At 69.6% G+C, this 16,785-nt stretch carries 16 protein-coding genes and 5 pseudogenes; 11 read left to right on the top strand and 10 right to left on the bottom strand.

Features of this window, described 5'->3' with window-relative positions:
- Window positions 1-2 precede the first annotated feature (2 nt).
- The 6 genes from ACFU5K_RS11290 (at window position 3) to ACFU5K_RS11265 (ending at window position 4,657) form a co-directional block, all read left to right on the top strand.
- Window positions 3-503: a DUF742 domain-containing protein gene (locus ACFU5K_RS11290; RefSeq protein WP_384059355.1), complete on the top strand. Its 501-nt coding sequence runs from the start codon at window positions 3-5 to the stop codon at window positions 501-503.
- Between the two features lie 172 nt (window positions 504-675).
- Complete coding sequence (locus ACFU5K_RS11285) at window positions 676-1,311, top strand: ATP/GTP-binding protein (RefSeq protein WP_384059192.1); 636 nt, start codon at window positions 676-678, stop codon at window positions 1,309-1,311.
- Between the two features lie 178 nt (window positions 1,312-1,489).
- Complete coding sequence (locus tag ACFU5K_RS11280; RefSeq protein ID WP_384059352.1) at window positions 1,490-1,900, top strand: roadblock/LC7 domain-containing protein; 411 nt, start codon at window positions 1,490-1,492, stop codon at window positions 1,898-1,900.
- Between the two features lie 109 nt (window positions 1,901-2,009).
- Complete coding sequence (locus ACFU5K_RS11275; protein WP_384059190.1) at window positions 2,010-3,077, top strand: DUF6397 family protein; 1,068 nt, start codon at window positions 2,010-2,012, stop codon at window positions 3,075-3,077.
- Between the two features lie 42 nt (window positions 3,078-3,119).
- Window positions 3,120-3,620 (top strand): GNAT family N-acetyltransferase, encoded by a 501-nt coding sequence (locus tag ACFU5K_RS11270; protein ID WP_384059187.1) that lies wholly within the window; start codon window positions 3,120-3,122, stop codon window positions 3,618-3,620.
- Between the two features lie 374 nt (window positions 3,621-3,994).
- Entirely contained in the window at window positions 3,995-4,657 is a 663-nt protein-coding gene (locus tag ACFU5K_RS11265; protein ID WP_384059183.1) for an LAETG motif-containing sortase-dependent surface protein, read from the top strand.
- Between the two features lie 119 nt (window positions 4,658-4,776).
- Here ACFU5K_RS11265 and ACFU5K_RS11260 read toward each other — a convergent pair whose 3' ends face one another.
- Complete coding sequence (locus ACFU5K_RS11260) at window positions 4,777-6,873, bottom strand: SpoIIE family protein phosphatase (RefSeq protein WP_384059181.1); 2,097 nt, start codon at window positions 6,871-6,873, stop codon at window positions 4,777-4,779.
- A gap of 178 nt (window positions 6,874-7,051) precedes the next feature.
- Between ACFU5K_RS11260 and ACFU5K_RS11255 the strand changes: the two genes are divergently transcribed.
- Entirely contained in the window at window positions 7,052-8,110 is a 1,059-nt protein-coding gene (locus tag ACFU5K_RS11255; RefSeq protein WP_384059178.1) for an enoyl-CoA hydratase/isomerase family protein, read from the top strand.
- Window positions 8,111-8,236: 126 nt separating this feature from the next.
- Here the strand turns inward: ACFU5K_RS11255 and ACFU5K_RS11250 are convergent.
- From ACFU5K_RS11250 to rhaI, 3 genes and pseudogenes are all read right to left on the bottom strand, one after another.
- Window positions 8,237-9,289: pseudogene (locus ACFU5K_RS11250) on the bottom strand (rhamnulokinase family protein); the annotation flags it as partial.
- 119 nt (window positions 9,290-9,408) lie between these two features.
- Window positions 9,409-9,660: pseudogene (locus tag ACFU5K_RS11245) on the bottom strand (bifunctional rhamnulose-1-phosphate aldolase/short-chain dehydrogenase); the annotation flags it as partial.
- Between the two features lie 58 nt (window positions 9,661-9,718).
- Window positions 9,719-10,846 (bottom strand): L-rhamnose isomerase, encoded by a 1,128-nt coding sequence (rhaI, locus tag ACFU5K_RS11240; protein ID WP_384059176.1) that lies wholly within the window; start codon window positions 10,844-10,846, stop codon window positions 9,719-9,721.
- A 202-nt stretch (window positions 10,847-11,048) separates the two neighbouring features.
- Here rhaI and ACFU5K_RS11235 point away from each other — a divergent pair, with 202 nt between their 5' ends.
- The gene (locus ACFU5K_RS11235; RefSeq protein WP_384059174.1) at window positions 11,049-11,807 is read left to right on the top strand and encodes an ArsR/SmtB family transcription factor; all 759 of its coding nucleotides are present in this window, start codon (window positions 11,049-11,051) and stop codon (window positions 11,805-11,807) included.
- 67 nt (window positions 11,808-11,874) lie between these two features.
- Here ACFU5K_RS11235 and ACFU5K_RS11230 read toward each other — a convergent pair whose 3' ends face one another.
- Window positions 11,875-12,102, bottom strand: a complete 228-nt coding sequence (locus ACFU5K_RS11230) for a hypothetical protein (protein WP_384059171.1) — start codon at window positions 12,100-12,102, stop codon at window positions 11,875-11,877.
- Window positions 12,103-12,187: 85 nt separating this feature from the next.
- The gene (locus ACFU5K_RS11225; RefSeq protein WP_384059168.1) at window positions 12,188-12,670 is read right to left on the bottom strand and encodes a hypothetical protein; all 483 of its coding nucleotides are present in this window, start codon (window positions 12,668-12,670) and stop codon (window positions 12,188-12,190) included.
- A 568-nt stretch (window positions 12,671-13,238) separates the two neighbouring features.
- Here ACFU5K_RS11225 and ACFU5K_RS11220 point away from each other — a divergent pair.
- Window positions 13,239-13,898, top strand: a pseudogene (locus tag ACFU5K_RS11220) (pentapeptide repeat-containing protein); the annotation flags it as partial.
- Between the two features lie 19 nt (window positions 13,899-13,917).
- Here the strand turns inward: ACFU5K_RS11220 and ACFU5K_RS11215 are convergent.
- Together ACFU5K_RS11215 and ACFU5K_RS11210 are read right to left on the bottom strand one after the other, a co-directional pair.
- Window positions 13,918-14,298 (bottom strand): hypothetical protein, encoded by a 381-nt coding sequence (locus tag ACFU5K_RS11215; RefSeq protein ID WP_384059166.1) that lies wholly within the window; start codon window positions 14,296-14,298, stop codon window positions 13,918-13,920.
- The gene (locus tag ACFU5K_RS11210; RefSeq protein WP_384059163.1) at window positions 14,291-14,824 is read right to left on the bottom strand and encodes an SRPBCC family protein; all 534 of its coding nucleotides are present in this window, start codon (window positions 14,822-14,824) and stop codon (window positions 14,291-14,293) included. The genes ACFU5K_RS11215 and ACFU5K_RS11210 overlap by 8 nt, the downstream gene beginning before the upstream one ends.
- 136 nt (window positions 14,825-14,960) lie before the next feature.
- Here ACFU5K_RS11210 and ACFU5K_RS11205 point away from each other — a divergent pair.
- A pseudogene (locus ACFU5K_RS11205) lies at window positions 14,961-15,194 on the top strand (radical SAM protein); the annotation flags it as partial.
- Between the two features lie 343 nt (window positions 15,195-15,537).
- Here ACFU5K_RS11205 and ACFU5K_RS11200 read toward each other — a convergent pair.
- Window positions 15,538-16,251, bottom strand: a complete 714-nt coding sequence (locus ACFU5K_RS11200) for an NADPH-dependent F420 reductase (protein ID WP_384059160.1) — start codon at window positions 16,249-16,251, stop codon at window positions 15,538-15,540.
- A 136-nt stretch (window positions 16,252-16,387) separates the two neighbouring features.
- On the opposite strand from ACFU5K_RS11200, the pseudogene ACFU5K_RS11195 reads away from it, so the two are divergent.
- Window positions 16,388-16,498: pseudogene (locus ACFU5K_RS11195) on the top strand (muramidase); the annotation flags it as partial.
- Between the two features lie 5 nt (window positions 16,499-16,503).
- On the opposite strand, the gene ACFU5K_RS11190 reads toward ACFU5K_RS11195, so the two are convergent.
- Window positions 16,504-16,785 (bottom strand): transposase (locus ACFU5K_RS11190; protein ID WP_384059157.1); only part of this gene is annotated, 282 nt, incomplete at its 5' end.

The following is a 16,785-nucleotide window of genomic DNA, read 5'->3' as shown; positions in this document are numbered from 1 at the left end:
CGCTGCCCGGCGACGGTCTCGGAGCTCTGCGGGGCGGAGCTTTCGGCACCCCGACGGCCGCCCCGCCCGGCGGCTGGTCCGGCACTTCGTCGGCGGCCCCGCCCTCCGGGGACTCCGGTACGAGCGCGGGCAGCCAGTGGTACGACGCCGAGGCGGGCCCTCTGGTACGCCCTTACGCGGTAACCGGCGGAAGGACCGAGCCGGGCCCCAGCGGGGTGCGTTTCGACCTGATAGCCCTCGTGGTGGCCGATGGTGCGGGCCCACGTCGGAGTGAGTCGCTCCTCGGCCCCGAGCACATGGCCCTGCTCGCGCTGTGCCACGAGGAGACCCAGTCGGTTGCCGAACTCTCCGCCGAGGCCGACCTCCCCGTGGGTGTGGTGCGCGTGCTGCTCGGCGACCTGCTGGAAGCCGGCTGTGTGCGGGTCAGCAGGCCGGTGCCCCCGGCACAGTTGCCCGACGAGCGCATTCTGCGTGAGGTGATCGACGGTCTCAGGGCGCTCTGAGCGCCCCGTTGTAGTCGTTCGCGCCGCGTACACCGGACGAGATGCAACCCGGTTCGGACAGGGGACGAAGCGGCTCGGACAGATAAGTCAAAATCCGCTCACCTTCATCGGCGACAGCTTCCGGACGTCATGCTGTCGCCCTTACTGACGGCACTCGCGAGAGAAGTGATCGATGGCCTCGGAGCACGTGGACAGCACGCTTGAGGACGAAACCGGGGACTCCACAGCCCTCGCCCTCAAGATATTGGTCGCCGGCGGATTCGGAGTCGGCAAGACAACCCTGGTCGGGGCCGTCAGCGAGATCCGGCCCCTGCGGACCGAGGAGATCCTGAGTGAGGCCGGACAGTCCGTCGACGACACAGGTGGGGTCGACCGGAAGACCACCACAACCGTCGCCATGGACTTCGGCCGGATCACCATCCGGTCCGGTCTGTCCGTGTACCTGTTCGGCACTCCCGGGCAGGACAGGTTCTGGTTCCTCTGGGACGAGTTGTCGCAGGGTGCCCTCGGGGCCGTCGTCCTGGCCGACACCCGGCGCCTTGAGGACTGCTTCCCGGCCGTCGACTACTTCGAGCACCGGCGCATCCCCTTCGTCGTCGCCGTCAACTGCTTCACGGGAGCCCGGACCTACGGTGAGGAGGACGTCTCGCGTGCGCTCGATCTCGACCGGGGCACCCCGGTGGTCCTGTGCGACGCCCGGGACCGCGCCTCGGGCAAGGAGGTCCTGATCCGCATGGTCGAGTACGCAGGCCGGGTGCATACGGCCCGGCTGCTGGAATCGGTCAGCCAGGGATCCGGCGCGGAGTGACGCCGGTACCGGGCACGCGCAACCGGACCGGTGTGGTTCGCCGTGCGCCCGCCGAGGAAGGGGCCCGGGGCATGGCGCGAAGCCGCACCTCCGGGGTGGAGGGGCGCTTGCCCGCGAGGAAGGCGTGCGCGAGGCTTGCGCAGGACGCGGGGACCGGATGAACGGGGAGGACGAGCACATGGCGCTGGACCGGGGACTTGACTGGCTTCTGGACGAGCTCACCAGCCGGGTGGAGCACATAGAGCACGCCCTCGTGCTGTCGAACGACGGGCTCGTGACCGGGGCCAGCACCAGCCTTGCCCGCGAGGACGCGGAGCACCTGGCTGCGGTCTCGTCCGGTCTGCAGAGCCTGGCCAGGGGCTCGGGGCGTCACTTCGGAGCGGGACGAGCACTCCAGACCATGGTGGAGTTCGATGAGGCGATGCTCTTCGTGACGGCGGCGGGGGACGGGAGCTGCCTGTGCGTGCTGAGTGCGGCCGAGGCTGACGTCGGTCAGGTCGCCTACGAGATGACGTTGATGGTCAACCGGGTGGGGGAACACCTCGGTGTGACGGTACGACAGGAGGCAGAGAGCGCGAACCGCCTCTGAACTGTGAGTTCTTCGAGCGGTCAGAAGTTGTCCACAGGCCCGCGCGCGATTCGCCTCCCCCGGCTAGCGTGGTCACGCAGAGTATTCGACCTCAAGGGGGAGGACGGCCATGACCGTTACGGAAGAAGCTCGCGCCCACGCCGCGGACGGTGAGCCGTCGATGTGGACATCGGGGGCACGCGCAGCTCAGGAACTAGGCCTGAAGCGAGGCGAATTCGACCTCGCTGTCCATCTGGGACTGATCGCCGCGGGGCCGGCCACCGGAGGCGGGCGCCCGCGGATCGGCGTGCAGGAGATGGAGCGCTTGCGCGCGCGGCCGGGATTTCCCGCAGCGCTGCGGGAAAAGGTGCGGACGGCGGGCACGGCGGAAGGTGCGGCGCTGCTCGGTGTCACCCAGGCCCGCTTCACCGGGCTGGCCCGTATCGGGTGCGTCTCGCCGGTGGCGTTCTACCTGAACCGCTACCGCGCGGTCGTCTGGGTCTATCTCGTCGAAGAACTCCTGGCGTTCGTGGCGCAGGAACCCGGACTCCTCTCGGGCAGGACCCCGGCGGGGATGCGGACCATGCTGGAGGCGGGCGCGGACCGGCGGGCGCGCAACTGGCGGACCCGCAGGATCGACAGGCTGCTGAAGCAGACCCAGGACCCCTGGATGCGTGCCGGGCTGGAGGCCTCGGCCCTGGACCCGGTGCAGCTCGAGGAGGTGGTGGACGACCCCTACGAGCGTGCCCATCTCGCCCGTATGCGGCACGCACCGGCTTTCGGGCGGCCCGGATCCGTGTCCGGCAGGGAAGTCATGGCGAGACTGAGTCTTGCCGACGAGCCGGACGAAATTCTCTGGCACCGGGTCAATCTGGCGTTGGAACTCGACCGGGCGCGGGACATCCGGCCGGCCCCGCGTCCGGGCCGCGACCTGCTCCCGGAGCCGAACAGCCAGCCCCCGCTCCCGGGCCGCCGCAGCGCCCCGCGGCTGGAAGCCGGCGCAGACTCGGGCCCCGCGAGCAGCCCGTACGTCGACGCGCCGTACGTCGCCGGGGTGGGACGGGAATCCGGTCGACCGGGAGCCGACAAGCGCCTCGCCGCCGCGAGGGCCACTCGACCGTCCCACTCGCGCCCTGGCCGCGGAAGAGGATTCCTAGCCCGGGTCGGGTGGGGAGCGCTGCACGGTAAAGATCACTAAAACGGATTGCGCGCGGGCGTCCGGGCAGGCATCTTGGCTCGCATGTTGATCAGGGTAGCCACCGGCGAAGACTGGCCCGCCATCTGGCCGTTCTTCCGCGACATCGTCGCCGCGGGCGAGACGTTCACCTTCCCCATCGAGTTGGCGAAGGACCAGGCCAAGGACGAGGCGAAGGGCTGGTGGCTCCTGTCGGATCCGTCCCGTACGGTCGTCGCGGTCGACGACGCCGGGACAGTGCTCGGTACGGCCAAGATGAACCGGAACCACATGGGCAACGGCTCTCACATCGCCAGCGCCAGTTACATGGTCGCCCCCGAGCACTCCGGCAGGGGCGTGGGCCGTGCCCTCTGCGCGTACACCGTGGACTGGGCGCGGGCGGCGGGCTACCGGGCGATGCAGTTCAACGCCGTGGTGGAGACGAACGTCCACGCGGTGCGGCTGTACCGCTCCCTCGGTTTCGAGGTCATCGGGACCCTCCCGGAAGGCTTCAACCATCCCGCGGAGGGCTACGTGGGACTCCACATCATGCACAAGGCGCTGTGAGGCCGCTCCAGGGCCTTCGCCTGACAGGTCACCACAGTGGCTTCAAGCCATCTTCGGGTCACGCCGGGGTTCGCTTCTGATACGGGATTCATGCCGAAAGGTGACGAACCGCCACCCGAACCGTGACAGACCCCCGTGGACCGGTTCGGCTTCCGCTCGCGCTCGGGTGCGCCGTGCGAGCCGCCCGCACGTTTCGTCGTGCCGTTCGGAGGGCATCGTCCGGATTCCTCCCTGTCCGGGATGTCGTAAGTCGCGTTGATGTGGGTGCCGTTGAGTAGTCGGTGACGCATGGGGCGGGTGCGCACATGGTCGTGAGGGGCAGTACTGTGCGCCCCATCGCTAATCAGCGATGAACTCATATGGAGGAAGAATCCATGACCATACCCAGGAGATCGTGGCGGGGCGCGGCAGCGTTCGCGGCCGCCGCGGTTGTCGGCCTGGCAGGCGGGGTCATGTCCGCCGCACCGGCCGCAGCTCACACCCCCACCTGGGCCGTGACCTGCTCCGAGGTGACGCTCAACCTGACTGCCTACTCGGACAAGGTCACCAACGAGGTGACCGTTTCCGTGGTGGACGGTAAGGAGCTGCTCGAGACGACCAAGTTCGGCCGGAGTTTCAGCACCGACAAGCCGCTGCCGCTTCCTGAGCACGACAAGGAACTGACGGTCCGCCTGGTCGTCAAGGCCGGTGACAGTGACCGGTACTCGATCGAGGAGACGAAGCAGGCCCCCGTATGTGAGGGCAGCAGCACCCCGTCGGCGTCGCCGACCGAGGCCGCGCCCGCGGAGCCGCCGGCCACCGAGCCGCCGGCCACCGAGCCGCCGGCTTCCGAGGCGCCCGAGCCGAGCGCCACGCCGAGCGAGACCGCCACTGAGGCCGCGCCCGCCCCGGCCGAGTCCAGCAGCACCGCTCCGGACCTGGCCGAGACCGGTTCGTCGTCCGCCACGCCCGTCATCGGTGGAGCCGCTCTCGCGGTCCTGCTCGCCGGCGGTGGCATCCTGTGGTCCGTCCGCAAGCGCCGTACCGCGCAGCACTGACGTACTCCAGGCACTTGGTCCCATTGCGGTCGTACGCCAAGGACCGGACGGGGGCGCACCGCATCGATCCCGATGCGGTGCGCCCCCGTCGCGTTCCGCCGAAGGGGGGCTGGGGATTCTCAGAGTCCGGGTTGCTGACCGATCTCGCACCAGACGGCCTTGCCCTCTCCGCGTGGTTCTATGCCCCAGCGTTCGGACACCGCGTCGAGGAGCAGCAGACCACGTCCGGAGGTCGAGGTCTCCCCGGGCGCGCGGCGCCGCGGCCAGACGCTCGATCGGTCCTGGACCGACAACCTGATGCGCCGCACCGGCTCGGGCAGAACCTCCAGCGTGAGCACCGCCCCGCCCTCCGTGTGGAGCAGCACGTTGACCAGCAACTCCCCGGTGACCAGCACCGCGTCGTCCGCCAGTGCGGCGAGGTCCCAGTCCGCCAGCGCCTGGCGCACGATGGACCGGGCCTCCGAGAGCCCCTCGGGATCCGCCTGATGGATGTACTGGTGCAGTCGCGGAGCACGTGGGGAACCCAGGTCGGGGCTGCGTCTCAGGACCAGCAGAGCCACGTCGTCCCCCGAGCCCCAGCGTTCCCACAGCCGGTCCGACAGATGATCGGCGAGAGCCTCGGCGCCATCGGGCCCCTCGCTCACCTCGCGGATCAGCGCCGCGACCCCCGAATCCACATCGGCACCTGGTTCCTCCACGAGCCCGTCCGTGTACAGGACGAAGGTCTCGCCCGGCACCAGGTCCAGGCGGGTCTCGGGGAACTCCTCGTCCCAGAACTCCGAGGAGATACCCAACGGCAGGCCCCCGCGTACCTGGGGAACCCCGACCCGCCCGTCCGTGTGTCTGATCAGCGGCCCGAAGTGCCCGGCACGTGCCACGCGCACCGCCCCGGTCGCGAGATCAACCTGGGCGTAGGTACAGGTCGCGAACCTGTCGGTGTCCAGTTCGGAGAGGAAGCGCGAGGCTCTGGCCAGGACGGTCGCCGGAGGATGTCCCTCGGCTGCGTACGCACGCAGCGCGATGCGCAGCTGGCCCATGATCGCGGCGGCGTGCGTGTCGTGCCCCTGGACGTCGCCCACCACGACGCCGTACCGGTTCCTGGGGAGGGTGATCACGTCGTACCAGTCGCCTCCGACCTCACGTCCGCTCCACGCCGCGTGGTACCGGACCGCGATCTCACCGCCATCGATCTCCTGGATGCGCCGCGGGAGCATGGCCGACTGGAGCCCGGTGGCGAATTCACGTTCCTCGTCGAAGAGGATGGCCCGCTGCAGTGACTGGGCGACGATGGCGGCCAGGCCCAGGCAGAGGATGCGTTCGTCCTGGCTGAACACCGTGCGATCGCGGTAGAAGAGTGCGAGGCCGCCCAGCGGGCGGGCCTGGGCGACCAGGGGGAGGTACGCCGCGGCGCGGAAGTTCAGTTCACCGATGTGCGGCTTGAGTACCGGGTAGCGCTGGATCAGCGAGGCGAGCGAGGTGATGAACCGGGGGCGTCCGCTGAGAATCGTGTCGCCCAGAGGGAGCGTGGCGTCGAGCTGCCCCGAGCCCAGCCCCTCCAGGACCTCGACCGAGTCTCCGCTCAGCGCGATGATGTTGAGCACCGAGTTGTCCACCAGGCCCAGCGCCAGCCCGTCCGCCCCGATCCCGACCAGGCCGCCCGGGCCGGTCAGCGCGGCGGTGACGTCGTCCACCGTGACAGCGCGTGACAGCGCGGTCGTGGTGTTCTCGACGATGTTGGTCTGGCGTCTGCGCCGTTTTTCGAGATCCAGCACGAAGGCGGAATGGGCGATCTCCGCTGTCGCATCGCGAACCACACCGATGATGCGGTGGGCCCGGCCGTTCTCGTCCCGCAGGATCCGTGCCTGCACATGCGTCCACTGGAGGGTCCCGTCCTCCAGCGGCACCTGGAAGTGGATGCTGTAGGAACTGCTGCCGCTGGCGATGGCCTCCTCGATGGCGACGTCGAGACGGGCGCGTTCCGTCGCGTCCAGCCGGTCGATCACGGTCGAAGGCCGCGCGTCGAAGGTCGAGGGGTCCATGCCGAAGACCAGAAGACCGGCGTCGTCGATGTCCAGGGTCCGGTTGTCCAGATCCCATTCGAAGCTGCCCGTTCGGTTCAGGGCGAGACGCTCCTCGGTCCCCGTCTCGCCGGCATGGCGCCCGTCGAACCGGAGCCGCGACGTGGAGTCGTCTTCTCGCCGTGAAGAGTCGGTCATGCGCGCTCCGGAGGTTGTCCGGCAGGGCTGCCGGACGTCGCGGCCCGTAGATGTCAATTGTCGAGCCCGTGGTGCGTGAGTGCCACAGCGGGTTCGCCGGAGACCCGGCGCGTGGGCCCCGCGGCGCGCGTCGCAGAATGGCACGCAGAGATCGTCCACGGCTGACCGGAGCGCACACATGAACGACGACGAGCCCGTCCTGCTGCACACCGAGGGCCGCGTTCTGCACATCACCCTCAATCGACCCCGCGCACTGAACGCGCTCACCCACACCATGGTGCGCCACATCGACGAGGCGCTCGTCGGTGCGGCCGGTGACGAAGCCGTCACCGCCGTCGTCGTCACGGGCTCCGGCGACCGCGGTCTCTGCGCCGGCGGCGACATCCGGTCGATCTACGAGGACGCGCGAGCGGGCCGTCGCGCCTCCGTGGACTTCTGGCGGGACGAGTACCGGCTCAATGCCCGGATCGCCCGGTTCCCGAAGCCGTACGTCGCCCTCATGGACGGGATCGTGATGGGCGGAGGCGTCGGGGTCTCGGCCCACGGAGACGTACGCGTCGTCACCGAGCGCTCACGCGTCGCCATGCCCGAGACCGGGATCGGTTTCGTCCCCGATGTAGGAGGCACCTACCTGCTGGCGCGGGCTCCCGGGGAGCTTGGCACCCACCTCGCGCTCACCGGGCACGCCGTCGGCGCCGCCGACGCCGTCCTCTGCGGGCTGGCGGACCACTTCGTCCCGTCGCACAGCCTCTCCGGCCTCATGGAGGCGCTGTCGCGGTGCACCTCGTCCGCCGAGGTGACCGACGCGGTACAGCGGTACGCAGCCGAAGCCCCGGAAGGGGAGCTGGCATCCCAGCGCGAGTGGATCGACGACTGCTACTCCGCGGGCACCGTGGAGGAGATCATCGACCAGCTGACGGACAGCGGACTGCCCGCCGCCAAGGAGGCCGCCGCCACCCTGCACACCGTGTCACCCACGGCGCTCAAGGTGACCCTGGCCGCCGTACGACGCGTCAAGCACCTGAACAGCCTCGAAGCCGCTCTCGACCAGGAGTTCCGCGTCTCCTGCCGGGCGTTCGCAGGATCCGATCTCGTGGAGGGCGTCCGGGCCCGGATCGTCGACAAGGACCGCGATCCGCGGTGGAGCCCCGCCGCCCTCGGTGACATCGCTGAGGACGACGTTGCCGGGTACTTCGAGTCGCTCGGCGATGAGGAACTCGGTCTGTCGGCCCCCTGACCCGGCCGGCCGTGTGCGCGTCGCACCGGTACCGCGGACCGTGCGGTGGGCAGGGAGCCCGGTCGGGGTCGCGCCGGCCGACGCGCCCCGCTGAGGGCTGGTCACGCGTACCGCCGGCCGGCCGGCTCAGACGCGCACCGCCAGCCGGTCGGCCGCCCTGTCCCACGCCGCGACGTCCCCCTGTGGCACGTAGTGGCGCAGTTCCTGGGTGCGGGCCACCAGCCGCCGCATGTCCGCCGGGCCGCCCACCAGGCCGTGCGTCCGTGCCTGGAGCAGCACGTTGCCGAGCGCCGTGGCCTCGGCCGGACCCGCGGTGACCGGGAGTCCGGTGGCGTCGGCCGTCCACTGGCACAGCAGCGCGTTGCGCGAGCCGCCCCCGACCAGATGGATGCGGGTCAGGTCCCGCCCTGCCAGCCGCGCGGCCTCACGCAGCGTCCTGCGGTGCGCCAGCGCCAGACTCTCCAGCACGCATCGCACGTATCCGCCCGGGCCGTCCGGCAGCCCCTGTCCGGTCCGGGTGAGAGCGGCGTCGATCCGGGAGGACATGTCACCCGGTGCGAGGAACACCGGGTCGTCGGGGTCGATCACCGCGGCGAACGGCCGGGCTCGTGCCGCGTCGGCGAGGAGAGCGGACAGTGATGCCCTCGCACCGTCGCGTTCCCACGTGCGGCGGCACTCCTCGAGCAGCCACATGCCCATGATGTTGCGGAGATAGCGAACCGTGCCGTCGATCCCGCGCTCGTTGGTGAAGTTCGCCGCCCTCGACGCCTCGGTCAGTACCGGCGCGTCCAGTTCCAGACCCGCCAACGACCAGGTACCGCACGACACGTAGGCGAACCCCGGCTCGGCGGCGGGGACCGCGGCAACCGCCGATGCCGTGTCGTGCGACGCGACCGTGGTCACCGGTGTACCGAGGGGGAGCCCGGCGAGTTCCGCGACGTGGGGCAGCAGGGTGCCCGCACTGTCGCCCGGCTCGCGCAGCGGTGGGAACAGTGACCGGTCCAGACCGAGTCGCCGGATCAGCGCGTCCGACCACGTGCCGGTCCGGGCGTCGAACAGACCGGTCGTCGACGCGTTGGTCACCTCCGCACCCACCGTTCCGGTCAGCCAGTACACCAGCAGGTCGGGCATCAGCAGGATCGTCCTGGCCGCCTCCCACTGAGCGGTCGGCCGGTGGGCGAGGCGCGGCATGGTGACACCGGTTCAGCGCAGGAACGCCGCCGCCACACCGGCGTCGACGGGAACGTGGAGGCCGGTGGTGTGGGTGAGTTCCCCGCCCGTCAGCGCGAAGACCGCATTGGGTAGACGGCCTTGAGCGCGCGCACGCGGTCGAGCCGGAGCACGGCGAGACCGGCCTCGGTCAGCGTCCCGAGGTCGCCGCCCGATCCCTTGACCCAGAGGAGTTCGGCCTCGCCACCGGTGACGGGGTCGGTCTCCGTCGCCTTGGCCGAGGCATTGCCACCGGCGTAGTTGGTGTTGCGTGGATCGGAGCCGATCCGGTGGGCGCGCTCCAGGAGCGCGGCGACCTCGGCGTGCGTCGCGGACGTCATGAGGGTTCCTTCGGGAAGACGGGACGGGCGGCGGGTGCGGAAAGGCAGGGGACGGGACTCAGGCGCCCCAGCCGGCCTGTTGGCCGCCGACACGGTCGACGGCGATGCGCTCCTGGTTGCCGGAAGCGAGGTAGGCCGCGAACGGGTCCCGCGCCAGGCCGAGTTCCTCGCGCACCTCGGCGAGCAGCGGACGCACGTCCGTGTTGAAGGCATCCATCAGTACGCCGTTGGACGCGAGCACGTCACCGGATCGCTGCGCCGCGGCCAGCGCCTCGGCATCGATCAGCAGCGCCTTCGCGGTCGCTTCCTGCACGTTGGTCACCGAGCGGATGACGGCGGGGATCTTGGCCTCGATGTTGTGGCACTGGTCGAGCATGAAGTTGACGTCTGTCTCGGGCCGGAGGCCGCCGTTCTTGACCACCTCGTGCATGATCCGGAACAGCTGGAAGGGGTCCGCAGCCCCGGGCCATGAGGTCGTCGTCGGCGTAGAAGCGGAGTTGAAGTCGAAGGCGCCGAGTTTTCCCTCCCGCAGGAGGAAGGCCACGATGAACTCGATGTTGGTGCCGGGCGCGTGGTGTCCGGTGTCCACGACCACCTGTGCCTTCGGTCCCAGCTTCAGACAGTGCGCGTACGAGGTGCCCCAGTCCGGGACGTCCGTGGTGTAGAAGGCGGGTTCGAAGAGCTTGTACTCCAGCAGCATCCTCTGGTCGTCGCCGAGGCGGGCGTAGACCTCGGCCAGCGCCTCGGCCAGCCGGTTCTGGCGGCCCACGATGTCGTCCTGGCCGGGGTAGTTGGTGCCGTCCATGATGTCCACGCACTCGAGCAGATGGTCCGTCGCCTTGCGACGGATCTTCGGGTCAGGATGTGTGACGGAACCCAGCTTGAAGTCGTCGTCCTGGAAGACGTTGGAGTTGATCGCGCCGATGCGCAGCCCGAGCCCGTCGGCGTATCGCGTCAGCGCCGCGTAGTCCTCGACCCTGTCCCACGGAATGTGCAGCGAGACCTTCGGCGCCACCCCGGTGTACGTATGCACCTGCGCCGCGTCCGCCAGTTTCTCGAACGGGTCGCGGGGGACTCCGGGCTGGGCGAAGACCTTGAAGCGCGTACCGGAGTTGCCGTAACCCCAGGACGGCGTCTCGATGACCTGAGACTTCAGAGCTGCCTTGACGGCCGACACATCAGACATGAACACCTCGTAATCAGAGTCCGGTCAGGATCGGAATGTGAATCGTTTCATCCGCAACGTACGCTAGGTTTGGGCCTCGCTGCTAGTCAAGCTGCTGAGCAAGTTTCTGGCTGATTTGAATCAATTCACCACGGATGATCCGAACGCCTCGAAGACTCGCCCGGATTGACAGGTGACTAGAAGGTCACATATTTTTGAACGCATGGACGCAGTGTTCAAAGCTCTGGCGGATCCCACGCGGCGCGGGCTGCTCGACGAGCTCTTCCGTGAGGACGGGCAGACACTGAGTGCGCTGGAGGCTCGCTTCGAGATCACGCGATTCGCCGTGATGAAGCACCTCAAGCTGCTGGAGGCGGCGGGTCTGGTCGTCACGCGAAGGCGGGGCAGGGAGAAGCTCCACTTCCTGAACCCGGTGCCCATCCGGCTCGTCCACGACCGGTGGGTGAGCAAGTACGCGGAGCCCTGGGCCGCCGGGCTCAGCGATCTCAAGAGTCGACTGGAGAATCCCATGGAGAAGGTCTTCGAGATCTACATCCGCACCACGCCCGAACGCCTCTGGGAGGCGATCACCGATCCCGAGATCAGGAGCAAGTACAACTTCGGTGCCCGGATCACCTCGGACTGGGCCGAGGGGTCGAGCTTCGAGATGGGAGCACCCGGTGCCCCCGGCCCGCTCGGAGAGGGGCGGAACCTGGAGGTCGACCCGCCGCACAGGCTCGTCCAGAGCATGGTCGCGCTCTGGAGCGACGACGTGAGGAACGAGGGCCCCACTCGCATCACCTGGGAGATCGAGCCCGTCGGTGACTCCTGCCGTCTCACGGTCACCCATGACGAGCTGCGCGAGGGCGCCAACGACGAACTGTACGGCGGCTGGCCGATGATCCTCTCCGGCCTGAAGACCTGGCTGGAGACCGGCGAACTGCTCACCACGCCCGGCTCCCTCATGTACAGCGGCCGGTAGAGGCGCGCACGGCCACAATCCCCGGCCCCGCTCCCGTCCGGGAGCGGGGCGGTCGCATGGGGACCGGTCAGCGATCCGAACCGGACAGGCTCGGCTGGAGCTTCCGTACGAGAGCGAAGAACCTGTCCTCGTTCCCCATGAGACCGGCGCTGTTCAGGGCCTCGTCCGCCTCCTGCATCGGCGAGGTGAGCAGCGGCATGTACAGAGGACCGTCGGCTGGCTCGGCGAGCGCGGCGCGGGTGGCGGCCAGTAAGCGGACGTAGGCCCGGGCAGCGGCCAATTCTGTTTCGTGCATCTCAGCATCTCCCGGTCAGAGGTGTCGGACCGTCAAGCATCGCCCATGGGTCTGACAACGGAAGTCCGGCGTACGGACGAGCTGCTCACGAGCGAGCGACGGACGGCGGTTCGACTTCGAGGAAGCGCCGGCGGCCCGGTCCTCGGTAGAGCAGGGCGGTCCAGCCGAGCCGCCGCAGCACGACGACACAGCCGGCCAGTGCCTCCTCCTCGTCGTGAGCCGCTCCGCCCCCCGGAGGTCCGACCCACTCCACCCGCACCGTGCCGGGCCGGTCACTCTCGCACACGCGATAGCCCGTCGCCGTCCGCTCCCCGGACGGTCCGACCTCGGACGGGGGTATTCCTGCCGCTTCCAGTGCCAACGCCACGGCCCGCAACGGCCGGTGGAGCTCCCAAGGCGCTGGAGCGGCTTCGGGGTCCGCGCATTCGCCGCGCGTCAGACGCCTGATCTGGAGCATCCCCTCGTACGCCGTCCGGACCTCCGCGGCGCGCGTGCCCCGAAGATCCGCCGCCGCCGGCCGGCCGTCGCCGGTCGCGGGCGCGAAACCCCGTTCCTCCGCCTCGCCCATGTCCTGTCCTCCCGCCGATGACGACTTCTGCGGCCAAGTGTGCCCCCGCCCACTGACAGTGACCCACCGCCGGTTGTGCATCGCACCGTCCGGGGACGTACACGTCCCGCTCCACGCACCCGCCGCGTCGACCACGAAAGTCGCTGTCCGGCCGCCGGAGCGCGAGGACAGACATCCGGAACGCAGAACACTCCGGGCTTTCCCGGCCTGCTGCGGCTGATCGACGAGAGGTCGACCGCCTTCCGCACCGCGGTCGCAGCCGCGCCACCACACCGCCGAGGGCCGCTCCTGGTGCGATCGGCTCTCCGATGAGCTGGTCCTGGCGTTCCACCGTCGTATTCCTCTGGACTTTCTGCGGCTCGAGGGCAGCCGACGTCTCTTCTACCGGCTCGTGGCCGGGAACCCGGAGAGGTAGGCGTGTCGGTAACCTGTTCCCCTGAGCCCCGATCACGCACGCCCGAGCGAACTCCGAGCCCGGGTGTCACCGCACCACCGGAGGAACCGGACTCGTGCCCGAGACCGAACCGCCCACCGCGCCCCCAACCCGCAGGGCGACTCTGCGTGGCGACTGCGCCAACTGCTTCGGTCTGTGCTGCGTGGCCCTCACGCTGACCGCGTCCTCGGACTTCGCGATCGACAAGGACGCGGGCACCCCCTGCCCCAATCTGGCGGACGACTTCCGTTGCGGCATCCACGCACGGCTGCGGCCCGGGGGCTTCTCCGGGTGCACCGTGTACGACTGCTTCGGTGCCGGCCAGAAGGTCTCGCAGGACACGTACGCAGGCCGGGACTGGCGCTCGGCTCCGGATGCCGGGCAGCAGATGTTCCAGGTGTTAAGGAACTCGCGGAGTTCGACGTCTCGGCGCACCGGGCCGTCGTCGCGCCCCTGCTGGCACGGGCCGGCGGACTCGAACGTGCCGGCGCGCCCCGCAACGAGAGGCGGCGTCGGCTTGGCCCGGACCTCATCGGCGCACGGCTCAGGGACGCGGATCTGCGAGGAGCTGAACTCCGCGGCGCCTGTCTCATCGCCGCTGACCTGCGAGGAGCCGACCTGCGCCGCGCGGACGTCATCGGTGCCGACTTCCGTGACGCCGACCTTTCCGACGCGGATCTGACGGGCACCCTCTTTCTCACCCAGATCCAGCTGAACGCGGCGAGGGGGAACGGAGCAACCCGGCTGCCGCCCTCTCTGACCCGGCCCCCGCACTGGGCCTCGGGCAGGTCCTGAGAGGGCACGAACGCCGGGATCAGTCCTCGGACTCCTGCCGGTCGGCGTCGGCGCAGCCGAGCATCCGGTTCATGGTGATGGCCTTCGTGTTGGCGGCGTGATGCATCGTGCGTACGCGGTGCACCCCGCACAGCCCGGCGAAGCCCATGCCGTGGACCTTCATGGCGACAGCGACTCCAGCGCCCCGGTGTTCCCGGCGCACCCCATGGCTGCCACATCGGACCGCGGCGCAGTTGCTGTTGAGCTCGTAGAGCGGACGACGGTTCTCGGCGCTGTCGCCGAGTTCCGCGAACGTCGTCAGCCTCAGGCCCGCCGACCGGCAGCGCTCGGTGTACGGCGCCCAGCGGTCCGCGTCGAAGAGACGCACATCCAGCTCAGGAACGACCCATGTCTCACTCACCGTGCCGGCCCTCCGCGGCAAGCCTGGTGTCCTTCTCGAGCGCCGCCTTGAGCCGCTCCAGCGTGGTAAGGATGTTCCCGCGCTGGAACTCGGTGAACGTGTGGCCCCGTGTCGCGAACCGGTCGAACGCGTTGGCGAGGAAGTCGGGCCAGGAGCGCCGGTTGTCCGTCCACGTCTCCGTGACCCGGGTGGAACCGCCGACCGGTTCGAAGTGGTACTCCCACAGGGCGATGGGCGCCCGGAGCCGCGGGCGGCGTGCCCCGATCGCATGCACGCGGAAGGCGAACCGCCGGCCGGGGTCGGCGGCGGTGACCGTGCACCGGGTCGTCCACCGGAAGGAACCGCGCTTGTTCCGTCCTTCGAAGACCATTCCGACATACGAACCGCGCTGCTCACCGAGCACTCGCGCGCCCCTGTTCTCGGGACTCCAGCGGCCCATCGCGGTGGGGTCGCTGAGTTGTTCGTACACGGCGGAGGGCTCCGCCCGGATCAGGATGCTGTCAGACACGGACATGGTGCGGGGCACGGGGGACACTCCCGTCCTCGTCCGGTGCTCCCCGAAGGCAGCCGGACGGATCATCTGCGAACGCCTTACGGTGCTGGTTCGTTGGACAGTGTCACCTACGCGCAACAGTGTCCATGACACCGCACCCGAGGAGCCCATGGCGTTCGACGAATCCGCACTCAGCGACAACGAGAACGGGGGCGTGAAGCCGAGGTCGTACTTCATCCTCTCCTTCGACCACGGCGCCGTGCCCGAGCTCGGCGCGGCCGCCCTGCGGCGGCCTCCCGAGGAGATCGTGCTCACCGGCGGGCCGTACGACCTGCGCCGTACCGTCGTGTCGGTGCGCGTCAACCACGCCTCGCCGCACCGTGTGGCGGCCGGGCCCGACGGCAGGACCAATCCCGACGGTGCGCCGCTTGAGTACCGCAGCACGCTGCTCGACGCGTACCGCCCGGTCATGGAGGAGTACGGCCTGTCCTCGCCGCCCGGCTACGGCCCGGCGGGCACGGGCCGAGCGGTGTTCGCGGTCAGCTCGTTCATGGACGGTCTCCCTCCGCAGGGGGTGAGGCCGTCCGGCCCGGGAGGGCCGGGCCCCGCACCGTTCACGCCGCGACCGGTGGGCGGTCACCGGCCCTGCCGGCGGCGTCCGGTACGCGGGTGCGGGCGACCGCGTGAGTGCTCGCACCCGCGACTCCCCGGGTGCGGGCACCCTGTCCGCCGACGGCGGTGAGGAGTCAGGCGCGCCACTCGGCGGTGCGCTCGGGAGACGCGTCCGCCAGCGCCTTGGCGATGGCCTCGACGTCACCCCGGTTGCCGTACACGGGGGTGCCGGGCTGCTGACGCCAGGACTCGTCCAGGCCGCCCGCGTCCACGGTGTCGAAACCGAGTTGGTCGATCAGGTCACGGACCACCTGCTTGGCCGCCGGGTCGTCACCGGAGACCGGAAGGGCCTGCCGGCCGGGAGTGCCGTGGGGGACGGCATTGTCGAGGATGTCCTGTGCGTACGTCCCGTTGAACGCCTTGATCACCGGACGGCCGAGCTGCTGCTCGGTCCACCGGCTCTCCGTCAGGCCGTCCTCGATCGCGGCGATCCGACCGTCGCGCTGCTGCGGGTAGTAGTTGCCCGTGTCGATGAACACCGCGCCGTCCGCCGCTCCGTCGAGGATGCCCGAGGGCAGGCCCGGGACCGACTTGAGCGGAACGGTCACCACCACGATGTCCGCATCGCGCGCCGCTTCGGTGGACCGGACCGCCGTGGCGCCCGTCTCCTCGGCGAGCGCCTCGAGCGTCTTTGGCCCGCGGGAGTTGGCGACGGAGACGTCGTGACCCAGCGCGGTGAGCCGCCGTGTCAGATTGCCACCGATGTTGCCCGCCCCGATGATGCCGATCTTCATGATTCCGACCTTCCGATGCCGAGTGCGTGAGGTGAAAGGGTCTCGCCGGTTCACCAACCCGGAGTGACCGGACACTATTCCGTGCCCGCTGAATCGGTTCTGCAGCGGTGCGGCGGATGGCGGCTCCGCGAGCGGGCACGTATGGAACGAGACAAGCGGAATTAGTGTCCCCCACTTGGAGGTGGCGTCCGTGCTGCACGGGGTCGACGTCAGTGCCTATCAGACCGACTTCGGCACCGACGACGTGGATTTCGTCTTCGTCAAGGCGACCGAGGGCCGCACCTATGTCAATCCGGGTCTTCGAAGTTAGTGGGGGTGCGGCTCTCGTCGGCTCCGCCGTGTAGTCGCACAGCGTGACCGGAGTCGCTGGTTGGTGCGGTTGCGGAAGCCAAAGGCGTTACGTGCTTCGAGCTTGATGAGGCGGTTGTTGCCTTCGGAGGCGGCGTTGGTGATGCCGGTGGTCAGGTAGGTCTCGATGCCGTCCCACCACTGTTCGACGGTCTCGGCGAGGGTGACGAGTTCGGGCAGGTGGGCGTGGTCGGCGACATGGGCGAGGAAGCGGTGGCGGGCGGCGGAGATCGCGGAGCG

The sequence above is a fragment of the Streptomyces sp. NPDC057428 genome (assembly GCF_042803195.1).
Taxonomy (GTDB): domain Bacteria; phylum Actinomycetota; class Actinomycetes; order Streptomycetales; family Streptomycetaceae; genus Streptomyces.
This window is presented reverse-complemented; position numbering and strand designations above follow the sequence as displayed.